This is a genomic window from Nonomuraea sp. SBT364, from assembly GCF_001083785.1.
Lineage (GTDB): Bacteria > Actinomycetota > Actinomycetes > Streptosporangiales > Streptosporangiaceae > Nonomuraea.
In genome coordinates, this window is sequence record NZ_LAVL01000225.1 from 1 (window position 1) to 12,257 (window position 12,257).

The 12,257-nt window shown below is 72.9% G+C and carries 8 protein-coding genes and 1 pseudogene; 7 read left to right on the top strand and 2 right to left on the bottom strand.

Features of this window, described 5'->3' with window-relative positions:
* The first annotated feature begins 339 nt into the window (after positions 1 to 339).
* From proB to ADY59_RS53060, 5 genes and pseudogenes are all read left to right on the top strand, one after another.
* On the top strand, positions 340 to 1,458 hold the full coding sequence (gene proB, locus ADY59_RS43700) for a glutamate 5-kinase (RefSeq protein WP_197094134.1): 1,119 nt from the start codon (positions 340 to 342) through the stop codon (positions 1,456 to 1,458).
* A 20-nt stretch (positions 1,459 to 1,478) separates the two neighbouring features.
* A complete protein-coding gene (locus ADY59_RS43705; RefSeq protein WP_049576119.1) occupies positions 1,479 to 2,759 on the top strand; it encodes a glutamate-5-semialdehyde dehydrogenase in 1,281 nt (426 codons plus the stop codon).
* Between the two features lie 66 nt (positions 2,760 to 2,825).
* Positions 2,826 to 3,002, top strand: coding sequence for a hypothetical protein (locus ADY59_RS52045; RefSeq protein ID WP_197094135.1), 177 nt, complete (start codon positions 2,826 to 2,828; stop codon positions 3,000 to 3,002).
* A gap of 151 nt (positions 3,003 to 3,153) precedes the next feature.
* Positions 3,154 to 3,798, top strand: a pseudogene (locus ADY59_RS53055) (serine/threonine-protein kinase); the annotation flags it as partial.
* A 349-nt stretch (positions 3,799 to 4,147) separates the two neighbouring features.
* Entirely contained in the window at positions 4,148 to 4,630 is a 483-nt protein-coding gene (locus tag ADY59_RS53060; RefSeq protein WP_231619179.1) for an ROK family protein, read from the top strand.
* On the opposite strand, the gene ADY59_RS43725 is transcribed toward ADY59_RS53060, so the two are convergent.
* Together ADY59_RS43725 and ADY59_RS50790 are read right to left on the bottom strand one after the other, a co-directional pair.
* A complete protein-coding gene (locus tag ADY59_RS43725; protein ID WP_049576128.1) occupies positions 4,621 to 6,765 on the bottom strand; it encodes a discoidin domain-containing protein in 2,145 nt (714 codons plus the stop codon). The genes ADY59_RS53060 and ADY59_RS43725 overlap by 10 nt on opposite strands.
* Positions 6,762 to 9,746, bottom strand: a complete 2,985-nt coding sequence (locus ADY59_RS50790; RefSeq protein WP_053175733.1) for a discoidin domain-containing protein — start codon at positions 9,744 to 9,746, stop codon at positions 6,762 to 6,764. Before ADY59_RS50790 ends, ADY59_RS43725 begins: the two co-directional genes overlap by 4 nt.
* Positions 9,747 to 9,947: 201 nt before the next feature.
* Here ADY59_RS50790 and ADY59_RS43735 point away from each other — a divergent pair, with 201 nt between their 5' ends.
* Positions 9,948 to 11,288 (top strand): DUF1996 domain-containing protein, encoded by a 1,341-nt coding sequence (locus ADY59_RS43735; protein ID WP_049576131.1) that lies wholly within the window; start codon positions 9,948 to 9,950, stop codon positions 11,286 to 11,288.
* Between the two features lie 81 nt (positions 11,289 to 11,369).
* A partial coding sequence (locus ADY59_RS43740; RefSeq protein WP_049576133.1) for a glycoside hydrolase family 3 protein occupies positions 11,370 to 12,257 on the top strand: 888 nt, incomplete at its 3' end.

Consider the following 12,257-nt stretch of genomic DNA (forward strand, 5'->3'; position numbering starts at 1 on the left):
GGTAGGGCGGGAGCGGCGGCTGGTTTCTCTTTCGGGCGCGTAGGGCGGGAGCGGCGGCCGGTTTCGCTTCCGGGGCGGCTACGCCGTGGGTGGCGGCCCGGTCACCGGGGGCGTCAGCTCTCTCCGAGGGGTGGTCTGGGGCGGTCAGGTGGTGACCTGGGGCGGTCAGGTGGTGGCCGGGCAATTTTCCTGGGCGTCAGCTCTCTCCCGGCGGGCCATCGCCGAAGGGGTGGTGCCTGGGTCTTCGATGGATGACGAGATCGGCGCCAAGCCGGTCGGGTTATCCACAGGGCTGGGCGGTCGGGAGGGGGAGGGCGAGGGCTCGGATAGGGTTTGAGCGTGCGGGAACGGATCAGCTCCGCGTCGCGGGTCGTCGTCAAGGTCGGCTCGTCGTCGCTCACCACCTCCCAGGGCATGATCGACGTGGACCGGGTCGACGCGCTCGTCGACGTGCTGGCCGCGCGGCGCGGCGCCGGGACGCAGATCGTGCTGGTGTCGTCCGGCGCCATCGCGGCCGGGCTGGGCCCGCTCGGGCTGGCGGCGCGACCGCGCGACCTCGCCACGCAGCAGGCCGCCGCATCCGTTGGCCAGGGCGTGCTGGTGGCCCGCTACACCTCGTCCTTCGCCCGCTACGGGCTGCGCGTCGGCCAGGTGCTGCTGACCGCCGACGACATGATGCGCCGCGCCCACCACGCCAACGCCCGCCGCACGCTCGACCGGCTGCTGGAGCTCGGCATCGTGCCGATCGTCAACGAGAACGACACCGTCGCCACCGACGAGATCCGCTTCGGCGACAACGACCGGCTGGCCGCCCTGGTCACCCACCTCACCCGCGCGGACGCGCTCGTCCTGCTCTCCGACGTCGACGCCCTGTACGACGGTCCGCCCAGCCGCAGCGGGTCGCGGAGGCTGGCGGAGATCCACGGCCCCGACGACCTGACGGGCGTGGAGCTGGGCAAGAGCGGCGGCGCGGTCGGCACGGGGGGCATGGTCACCAAGGTGCAGGCGGCCCGGATCGCCACCGGCGCGGGAGTGCCGGTGGTGCTGACCGCCGCCGCGCACGCCGCCAACGCGCTGGCCGGAGCCGACGTCGGCACCTACTTCCACCCGGGCGGCCGGCATCCCGGCACCCGGCTGCTGTGGCTGGCCCACGCCACCACCGGGCGGGGCCGGCTGCACCTCGACGACGGCGCGGTCGAGGCCGTCGTGTCGCGGCGCAAGTCGCTGCTCCCGGCGGGCGTCACCTCGGTCGAGGGTGAGTTCGCCGCCGGTGACCCGGTCGACCTCTGCGCGCCGCGCGGCCTGGTGGTGGCGCGCGGGCTGGTCAACTTCGACGCGGGCGAGATCCCCGGGCTGCTCGGCCGCTCGACCCGCGACCTGGCCACCGAGCTCGGTCCGGAATATGAACGCGAGCTGATCCACCGCGACGACATCGTCATACTGGAGTCCCACAGCTGAGCCCTATCGAGGAGCACGCGATGTCCGAAGAGTTCCTGAAGGTTGCCCGCGCGGCACGTGAGGCCGCCGCCGAGCTGGCCCCGCTGCCGCGGGCGCCCAAGGACCGGGCGCTGCGTGCCGTCGCCGACGCCCTGGTGGCGCACGCCGCCGAGCTGGTCGAGGCCAACGCCGCCGACGTCGAGCAGGCCAGGTCGCAGGGCACCTCCGAGGCCATGATCGACCGGCTGCGGCTCGACGAGGCCCGCATCGGGGCCATCGCCGAGGCCGTACAGCAGGTGGCCGACCTGCCCGACCCGGTGGGCGAGGTGGTGCGCGGCTCGACCCTGCCCAACGGGCTGGAGCTGCGCCAGCTCCGGGTGCCGCTCGGCGTCATCGGCATCATCTACGAGGGCCGCCCCAACGTCACCGTCGACGCCGCCGCGCTCTGCCTCAAGAGCGGCAACGCGGTGCTGCTGCGCGGCTCCTCCAGCGCCTACTCCTCCAACACGGCGCTGGTCAGGGTCATGCAGGAGGCGCTGGCCGGCACCGACGTGCCGGCGGGCGCGGTGCAGCTCGTGCCTGGCCAGACGCGCGACTCGGTCAAGGAGCTGATGCGCGCCCGCGGGCTGGTCGACGTGCTGATCCCGCGCGGCGGCGCGTCGCTGATCAACTCGGTGGTGGAGGAGTCGACGGTGCCGGTGATCGAGACCGGGGTCGGCAACTGCCACGTCTACGTCGACGCCGAGGCTGACGTCGATCTGGCGGTGCAGATCCTGGTCAACGCCAAGGCGCAGCGGCCCTCGGTGTGCAACGCGGCCGAGACGTTCCTGGTGCACGCGGACGTGGCCGACGCGTTCGTGCCGAAGGCGCTCGGCGCGCTCCGGGCCGCCGGCGTGACCGTGCACGGCGACGAGCGGATCGCCGGTTACGGCGACGTGGTGCCCGCGACGGAGGACGACTTCTACGCCGAATACCTCTCGCTCGACATCGCCGCGGCCGTCGTCGGCTCGCTGGACGAGGCCGTGGCGCACATCAGGCGTTACGGCTCCGGGCACACCGACGCCATCGTCACCCGTTCGCAGGCGGCGGCCCGCCGGTTCGTGTCGCGGGTCGACTCGGCCGCCGTCGCCGTCAACGCCTCCACCCGGTTCACCGACGGCGGCGAGTTCGGGTTCGGCGCGGAGATCGGCATCTCCACCCAGAAGCTGCACGCGCGCGGGCCGATGGGGCTGCCCGAGCTCACCTCCACCAAGTGGGTCTACACGGGCGAAGGCCAGTTGCGCACGGCCGAGGGCACGGTAATCCCCGAGCCAGGATGCTGACCGGATCCGGTAGCGGGCGGTGTGTCGGCGGCTGAGGGGCCGCGCGCGCCGCGTTGACTCGGGCTCATGGAGATCGTCATCGCCCTGGGCTCCGCCGCCGCCGTGCTGTTCGGCGCCGACCGGCTGATGCTCTGGCTGGAGAGGCACGGACACGTCCACTGGCGCAGGACGAGCCGCTGGGACCCGGCGCAGCAGCCCACCGCTCGGCTCGACAGCCTGCTGTCCGAGCAATCACCGCGATAAACCTTCGAGTGCTCCGGCGCGCCGCAGGCTTTCCCACTGGCCTCGGCGCTAGGGTTGTATCCCTTATGGGCGCGCCGAGCGGGGAGGGACGGTGAGCAAGCTCGGCAAGGTCGGGCCATACACCCTCCTCGAGCGGCTTGGCCGGGGCGGCATGGGCGAGGTCTACCTCGCCAGCGCCCGCCGTGGCGAGCGTGTCGCGCTCAAGGTCCTGCACGACCTGAGCGAGGACGACTCCCAGCGCATCAGGCTGGAGCGCGAGGTGCGCGCGCTGCGCCGGGTCGAGAGCCCGTACGTGGCGAGGGTGCTCGACGCCGATCTCGCGTGCGCGAGGCCCTACCTGGTGATGGAGCACATCGACGGCGCGACGCTGCTCGACCGGGTGCGCCAGGAGGGACCGCTGGACCTGCCGCGGCTCATGCAGCTCGCGCAGGGCATCGCGGCGGCGCTGGCGATCATCCACGCGGCCGGGGTGGTGCACCGCGACCTCAAGCCGGGCAACATCCTCATGGGCGTCGACGGGCCCGTGCTCATCGACTTCGGCATCGCGCAGGTGCTCGACGCGACCCGGCTGACGATGACCGGCACCTTCCTCGGCACGCCGGGTTACACCGCGCCGGAGATCTTCGTCGACGAGCAGGTCGACTCGCCCGCCGACGTGCACGCCTGGGCGGCGACGGTGGCGTTCGCGGCGACCGGGCGGCCGACGTTCGGGCGGGGGACGGCCGAGGCGCAGATGTACGCGGTGCTGAACGGGCAGGCCGACCTCAAGGGTGTGCCGGTGGCGCTGCTGCCGCTGGTGCGGGCCGCGCTCAACCGCGAGCCGGGCAAGCGGCCGACGGCGGCGCTGCTGGCCGACCGGCTCGCGCGCCTGGCCAAGGCCACCGGCGCCGACCCCGACGTCCGCGCCGCCGCCGTGGCGGACGAGGTCAAGGGGGCCGCGGCGCGGAACCGTACGGTGGAGGACGTGCCGTCGCGGGGACGGACGAACGACGAGGCCGCCGCGTCGCGTGCGGAGGGCAAGGTGCCGGCGCCCCGGCGTACCGGGACGGACGGCAAGGCGGGGCGCGGTCGCGCCGGGCTGGAAGGCAAGACGCCGGCCCCGAGGAACCGCGCGGGCGACACACCCGCGCCCCGGAGCGCGGCCGGTGACGCACCGGCTCCCCGAGGCCGGGGGGGTGGGCGGGCGCTGGCGCGAGGCGGGGGCGGCGATCCCCGCCGGTCTCGACGAGGAGGCCGCGGTCGCCGCCATGCTCGCCGCGGCCGGGGCTCCGGAGCCCGACCCCGTGGCGGTGGCGGTCCTGGAGGAGACGGCCGAATACCTGGGCGCCGGACTGTCCAACCTGATCAATCTCCACCAGCCGGAGCGCATCCTGCTCGGCGGCTGGGCCGGCCTGCAACTCGCGCCGTACCTGATGGACTCGGTGCGGCGGCACGCGATGGCGTACGCGCTGCGCCATCCCGCCGCGCGGGTCGTGATCGAGCCGGGACGGCTCGGCCCCGACGCCGTCACGGTCGGCGCCGCGACGCTGCCGCTCGCCGACTTCTTCGCGCGCGGCGGGCGGCGCGACGAGCCGGTGGGCGAGGCCGGCCTCGCCCACCGCTCACCGCCCGCGGTCCGTCAGGGGTAGGAGACGACCTTGGACGGGATCGTCTCGGTCCCGTACGCGGGTGCGCCGGTGTCGTTGATGACGTGGTTGTAGCGGCCCTTGCCGCCGAGCGAGACGACCAGGAGGCTGTGGAAGCGCACGCCCGGCTTCACCGGCACCTCGAAGCCGTGGTCCACCTGGATGCTCGCGTCGGTGGTGAAGACGCAGTAGCTGCCCAGGCCCCAGCCCTCGTGCGCGTCCACGGAGTCGCCGACCTTGTAGGCGGCCCAGCCCTTGGTGGTCCCGTTCATGTACGCGGCCTGGCTGGGCGGGTCGTAGGGCAGCTCGTTCTGGAAGAAGATCGTCCGCCCGCGCTCGCCGAGCCACTCGACGTTGTACTTCTGGAAGTGCTCCACGAACAGGCCCGTGGCCAGCACGTCGTCGCCGTACACGCGCAAGCCGTAGTCGGCGGTGTTGACCGTCCAGCCGACGCCGTCGCCGTGGTCGGCGCGCCAGATCCAGGTGTGGTCGATGATCGTGTCGTCGCTGTGCACCACCAGGCTCGTGGTGGCCTTCCCGGCGAACTGGCCGCCGATCCTGATGAACACGTCCTGCAGCGAGACGGGGTTGGCGGAGTGGTCGGTGTGCGCGCCTGGCCTGCCGACCTCGAGCAGCGTCGGCGAGTTGACCGGGCCGGCGTCGATGAGGAACCCGGCCAGCTTCACCCCGTCCACGTCGGCCACCCGCATCGCCGTGACCCCGCCCTGCGGGACCAGCGTCGCCAGGCCGAGCCCCAGCACGACCGTGTCGGGCCGGTCCACCTCGACCGTCCGGTCGAGCTGGTAGACGCCCGGCGTGAACAGCAGGTTCAGGCCCTGGTCGAGGGCCCGGTTGAGGGTCGCGGCGGTGACGCCCGGCCTGGCGACGTAGAAGTCGGTGAGCGGGAGTGACACGCCGGGCGTCGGCCCGTTCGCCCAGCTGATGCCGCGCGCGCCGGTCCGCTTGCCGGGCACGAACACGCGGTAGCCGCCGCCCTCCAGATACAGGTACGGCTTCTCCCTGCTGATCGGGGTGGTGTTCAGCGTCGTGTAGGGCGGCTCGGGGAAGCCGCCGGCCGGGGCTCCCTCGACGCCGGAGAACGTCATGTTCCACACGCCGTTGGTCCAGCCGCCGACCGAGCTGTCGCGGGTGTACCACTGCTGCTGGGAGTACGGCCCGACCTGGCCGTCGATCTTGCTGTCCGCGATGTAGCCGCCGGACGCCCAGCCGTACCCGGACGGCGCCAGGTTGAGCGCGCCCTTGATGTGCATCCGCCGGAACGGCGCGGCCTGGGAGACCGCCCACCGGTTGGTGCCGTCGTAGGGCGCGACCGACAGGTTCTCGGTGGAGCGCCAGAAGTTCTGGGTGGCGTTGCCGTTGAACCAGCCCGCGTCGACGCTCACGCCCTTGACCGTGACGTCGTCCGGGTTGCGGCCGAGGCCGTGGACCGAGGTGTAGAAGCCGGTGTCGACGTTGACGTCGTAGCTGCCCGGCTTGAACATCAGCGCGTACCGGCCGGTGCCGAACTGGGCGGCCTCCTGCTGCTTGAAGATCTCGGTGATCTGCGCCTGGATCGCGGACGCCGGCATGGACGGGTCGAAGACCTTGACGTTCGGCCCGAGGTCGCCGCCTCCCGGCAGCTCTCCCCCGCCGCCGCCGTCGAGGACGCGCACGCCGACCTCCCACAGTGAGTATCCGTATCCGGTGCCGCGGGCCGTGCCGTGCACGCGCAGGTAGCGGCCGGAGCCGGCCACCGCGTAGGAGGCGGTGCCGCCGGTCGCGCCGGTGACCTTCTCCAGCTCCGTCCAGGTGCTGCCGTCGGTGGACGCCTGGAGGGTGAAGTCCCTGCCGTAGGCGGCCTCCCAGCTCAGGTCGACCTGGCAGAGGTCCTTCACCGCGCCGAGGTCGACCCTGATCCACTGCGGGTCGCTGAAGGCGCTGGACCAGCGGGTGCGGGGGTCGCCGTCGAAGGCGTTGGCGGCGGCGGTGCCGCCGTTCTCGGTGGAGGAGGCGGTGGCGGGCCGGTTCAGCGCGGCGTTGCCGGCCGCGCACCCGAGGGCGGCGGCCCCGTCGGGGACGGCCACCGCCGTCACCGCCAGCAGTGACAGAGCCGCGAGCGCGGATCCTGTTGTTCTCATGACTTTTCCTGATTCTGTCGGTAGACGCCGAACTCCCACAGCGAGTAGCCGTACGGCGTGCCGCGCTGGGTGAGGTCGAGCCGGACATAACGGGCGGAGGTGCTCAGGTCGATGCCGTCGAAGCCACCGTCACCGGTGGTGGTGGCGAAGGCGGTACTCCAGGTGGCGCCGTCTGCCGAGGTCAGCAGCCGGTACGCCGCGGCGTGGGCGCCCTCCCAGCCGAGCTGGACGTGCCCGATCGGGGTCAGCGCGCCGAGGTCGACCTGGATCCACTGCGGGTCGGCCCATTCGCTGGCCCACCGGGAGGTGAAGCTGCCGTCGGTGGCCCGGTCGGGCGTGAACGGGCCGCCGTCGCCGGTCTGCTGGTAGGAGGAGGCGGTCGTCGGCCTGCCCCGCGCCACGTTCGTCCCGCCCACCGGGGGCGGCACGACGCGGAACGACCGCTGCTCGATGCCCACGTTGCCGTGGCCGTCGAAGGCGTACACGTACACCTTCCACACGCCCATCGCCTCGGGCGCGGTCACGGAGAACCGGCCGGGGCCGGTCTCGGTGAAGCGCACGTTGCGCAAGCCGCGGTTGCCGGTGACGTGCTTGTCGCTGACCATCAGGTTGTAGCGGACCCGGTCGCCGTCCGGGTCGGCGGCGGCGACCTCGACGGTGAACGTCCCGCCGGCCGGGACGGCGGTGCGCGAGCCGACCGTCATGGCGGTGATCTCCGGCGACGTGTTCGCCGCGCGCTGCCCGGTGTACGCCTGCCTGAGCGCGTGGTAGCCGTGCCGGCGCCAGCCTCCGGTCGTGGTGTTCAGCCAGACGCCGCCGAAGTCGTTCTCCAGCCCGTAGTGGAACTCGGTGGCGCCGAGCGCCACCCCGGCATGACCCGCGACGGCGTTCCAGCTCGCGAGGTACATGTCCCGCTTCTCCAGGTCCGTCGGCTCGTCGGGGACGCCGTTGACGTCGGCGGGAACCTCCCACTCGCCGTCCGGCCCGGCCTCGGTGACGATGTACGGCCTGTCGTACCCGCCCTTGATCCAGTCGTCCTTCACGGTGTGGATCGCGCCGTAGGAGTTGACGGCGAGCAGGTCGAGCGCCGGGGAGTGGGCCCGGTAGTACGTCCAGGCGTGGGTGTAGGCGTCCGTCGAGGTCACCGGGTGGTTCGGGTCGGCGGCGTGGATCGCCTCGGCGACCTCGTTGACGAACTGGGCGTAGGCGACGCGCCGCCGCTCGACCTCGTCGGCCGGCAGGCCGTGGTCCTGCATGGTGAGGATGACCTCGTTGCCGACGTCCCACATCAGCACGCCCCGGCGGTTCTTCAGGGCGTTGACCCGGGCCACGATCTCGTTCTTCACGCTGGTCCGGTACGCGGTGTCGCCCGCGTAGTCGGCGCCCTGGTTCAGCCAGTGCCCGACGATGACGCGGATGCCGTGCCGGGCCGCGGTGTCGAGCAGCGCCGGGGTGTGGATGTCGTCGACACCCCAGGTGCGGATCGTGTTGACGCCCATCGCCTTCAGGTCGCGCATGTAGCCGTCGGCGGCGGCCTGCGGCGGGCCGTAGGTCAGGCCCTTGACCAGGTACGGCTCGCCGTCGACGGTCAGCCGCCAGTCGCCGCGGCTGCCGGTCACCTCGACGACGCTCGGGCCGGCGGGGACGGGCGGGTCGGTCATCGCCGGGGGGACGGCGCCGCCCTGCCGGGAGACCGTGACCCGGTCCACGCTCAGCACGCCGCCGGACGTGGTGGCGGCGGTGGGCGTCCTGACGCCGGCGATCGCGTCCGGCAGCGAGCCGCCGACGGCCAGGTCGAGGCGCAGGTAGAAGCCGTGGTGGACGGCGGCCCGCCAGGCGGCGACGCCGACCTGGCTCTCCCGCACGACCCAGGTCTGCTCGCCGTCGAGGTAGAAGCGGATCTCCTCGTCGGTCCTGGTCCGGTCGATGATCTGGGTGTACTCGTGATAGCCGGTCCGGCAGCCGTCGCAGGTGGCGAACCCGCTGCTGCGGCCGGTGTACTCGTTGCACACCCCGTCGGGGGCGGTGCCGCAGTGCAGGGTGTTGGCGAGCTGGCCTCGGCCGTTGACGCCGGTCATGATGTCGGTCTCGCCGACCGACGGCCAGTTGGTGTAGTTGCCCCGGTAGGCGGCGCCGGTCGCGCGGAAGCCCGGCCAGTAGCCCAGGGCGTGCTCGACGTCGGGCTGTCTGAGCCGGGCGGTGAACTTCAGCAGCTCGCCGGGCCTGGGCTCGAAGTCGGTGCGCCGGGTCTCGATCCGGCCGGAGGTCCAGCGGCCCGCGCCGTCCTTCAGCGCCCTGATGTTCAGGTGGCCGTCGCCGTCGAGGAAGACGTTGGCGGTCGAGTCGGTCATGGTCTCGACCTCGCCGGTGCCCCAGTTCGCCGCGCCGCCCGGGTAGGAGGTGCCGGTGCGCATGATCCAGTTGGCGGACGAGGGCGAGGTGCCCGCCGGGCCGGTGAAGTCGTCCTGCCAGACCTCGGTCCAGGGGCTGCCGCCGCTCTCGGTGCCGTACACCTGGAACTCCCAGAGGGAGTAGCCGTAGCCGGTGGCGCGGGTGGTGCCGTGGAGTCGGACGTAGCGGCCGGTGCCGTCGACGTCGAGGGTCTGGGTGCCGCCGGTGCCGGTGGTGGTGGTGTAGAGGTCGGTCCAGGTGGTGCCGTCGCCGGAGATCTGGAGTTCGAAGGCGGTGGCGTAGGCGGCTTCCCAGGTGAGCGTGACACGGTCGACGGCGGCGCTCGCACCGAGGTCGACCTGGAGCCACTGCGGATCACTGAAAGAACTGGACCACCTGGTGCCCGTCAGGTCGCCGTCGACCGCGGCGCCGGCGGCGTAGGCGGCGCCCTCGGTCGACGAGGCCGTCGCCGGCTTGCCCTGCGACAGCGGGACATCGGCCGCGGCGGCCGGGCCGACGAGTGCCGGGCCGGACAGGACCAGGCTCGCCAGAGCGGCGATGACCAGGCCTAACCTGCGAGCTGGGTACACGATCTCTCCTCGGGACAGAGGGCCGGGCAGGGAGAGCGCTCTCCGTGCCGAGGGTGTCCCGGTCACCGGACGCCGTCAAGGCCCATTTCTTCACCGGCCGGAAATCCGCTGCTCACATGGGTGGCCTTGACAACGTCACGGGAGCGGCTCAAGCTCGCAGGGAGAGCGCTCTCCTTTGTCGTCCGCATCGAAGGAGAGATCATGCAACCCTCCCGAAGACTCCGCCCGAGGCTGATCGGCGCGGCGCTGGCGGCGCTGGCCGCGACCGTGCTCCTGGTCATCCCCCCTGCCACCGCCGCCGGCGTCCCGCTCTCGCAGGGCCGCCCGGCGACCGCCTCGTCCACCGAGGGCGGTGGATACGGCGCCGGAGCCGCCTTCGACGGCGACGGGTCCACCCGGTGGTCCAGCGCCGCCGCCGATCCGCAGTGGCTCCAGGTCGACCTCGGCGCGAGCGCCACCGTCGACCGTGTCACGCTCACCTGGGAAGCCGCCTACGCCACCGCCTTCGAACTCCAGATCTCCGGCGACGGCACCACCTGGACCGACCTCTACACCACCACCACCGGCACCGGCGGCACCCAGACCCTCGACGTCGACGGCACCGGCCGCTACGTCCGACTCCACGGCACCACCCGCGCCACCGGCTACGGCTACTCCCTCTGGGAGTTCCAGGTGTACGGCACCGGCGGGGCGACCGGCACCCCGAGGCCGAGGCCGACGTTCACCGACGAGGTGACGCACCACGAGTTCCAGGCCAACTGCTCGGTGACGGCGAACCTGCCCGACGACCCCATCGTCTACCCCGGCCTGCCGGGCGCCTCCCACATGCACACCTTCGTCGGCAACCGGACGACGAACGCGCGCAGCACGCCGGCCTCCCTCCTGGCCGGGGGCACCTCGTGCACGAACCCGCACGACCGGTCGGCGTACTGGTTCCCGAGCTTCTACAAGGCGGACCGGCTGGTCGAGCCGATCGGCGACCAGGTGATCTACTACAAGTCCGGCATCCTGGAGTACTGGCGGGTCCAGCCCTTCCCCCAGGGCCTGCGGTTCGTCGTCGGCAGCCCGACCGCGACGCTGGAGGAGTTCCGCGACTCCCCCGGCACCGTCGAGGGCTTCGAGTGCGGCGACCTGTCGCGCAGCTGGGACATCCCGCGCTCGTGCCCGGCCGGTACCCGGGTCAACGTCCGCTACCAGGCGCCGAGTTGCTGGGACGGCGTCAACCTCGACAGCGCCGACCACAAGCGCCACATGTCCTACCCCGCCGACGGCTACTGCCCGGCGTCCCACCCGGTGGCGGTGCCCATGCTCGAATTCAAGATCGCCTTCCCCGCCGACGGCGACCTGTCGCAGGCCCGGCTGGCCAGCGGGCGGGGCTACACCTGGCATTACGACTTCTTCAACGCCTGGGACGACCCGGCGATCCTCGACGCGCTGGTGACCCACTGCATCAACGGCGGGCTCCAGTGCAACCCGCGCGGCTACGACCTCTACAAGCCGCACCGGGGTGCCGCCCTCACGGAGGACTTCGAGCTCCCCTGACCCCGGCCCGGCCTTGACAGGCGTCCTCCGGAGCCGGGACCCTGCCTCGGAGAGCGCTCTCCAACCTCGAAGGGAACCTGTGTGAGCATCGACGACCTCGACCGCCTCGTGGAGAAGCTGGACCTGGTGCGCAAGGTACGGCTGCTCACCGGGGCGACCGTGTGGCGCACCCACGCCGAACCGGACGTCGGCCTCGCCGCCGTGGTGACCTCCGACGGACCGGCCGGGGTGCGCGGCGAAGGATGGGACGAGCGGAACACCTCCCTCACGCTCCCCTCCCCGACCGCGCTCGCCGCCACCTGGGACGAGCACCTGGCGGGGCAGCTCGGCGGGGTGCTCGCGGCCGAGGCGCGGCGCAAGGGCGTCCACGTCGTGCTCGCCCCGACGCTCAACCTGCACCGCTCGCCGCTCGGCGGGCGGCACTTCGAGTGCTACTCCGAGGACCCGCTGCTGACGGGCCGCATCGGGGCCGCCCTCATCCGGGGCGTCCAGGCCGGCGGGGTCGCGGCGACCGCCAAGCACTACGTCGCCAACGACTCCGAGACCGAACGCCTCACCCTCGACGCCCGCATCGACGAGCGGACCCTCCGGGAGCTGTACCTGGCGCCCTTCGAGGCCGCCGTCGAGGCGGGCGTCTGGGTCGTCATGTCCGCCTACAACGGCGTGAACGGCGCCACCATGTCGGAGAGCCCCCTGCTCGCCGACCCGCTCAAGGAGGAGTGGGGGTTCGACGGCGTGGTGGTGTCCGACTGGGGCGCCGTCCGCACCACCGGCCCGTCGGCCCGCGCCGCCCAGGACCTCGTCATGTCCGGCCCCTCGGGCCCCTGGGGAGAGGCGCTGGTCGCCGCCGTGCGCGCGGGCGACGTCCCGGAGGCCGCCGTCGACGACAAGGTCCGCCGCCTCCTCCGCCTCGCCGCCCGCGTCGGCGCCCTCGGCCTCCCCCACACCCTCCCCGACCGGCCCGCCCTC

What these genes read in the sequence shown, in the direction of transcription:
- ADY59_RS43725 (WP_049576128.1), bottom strand. Translation starts at nt 6,765, where the DNA reads ATGAGAACAACAGGATCCGCGCTCGCGGCTCTGTCACTGCTGGCGGTG.
- ADY59_RS43735 (WP_049576131.1), top strand. Translation starts at nt 9,948, where the DNA reads ATGCAACCCTCCCGAAGACTCCGCCCGAGGCTGATCGGCGCGGCGCTG.
- ADY59_RS52045 (WP_197094135.1), top strand. Translation starts at nt 2,826, where the DNA reads ATGGAGATCGTCATCGCCCTGGGCTCCGCCGCCGCCGTGCTGTTCGGC.
- ADY59_RS43705 (WP_049576119.1), top strand. Translation starts at nt 1,479, where the DNA reads ATGTCCGAAGAGTTCCTGAAGGTTGCCCGCGCGGCACGTGAGGCCGCC.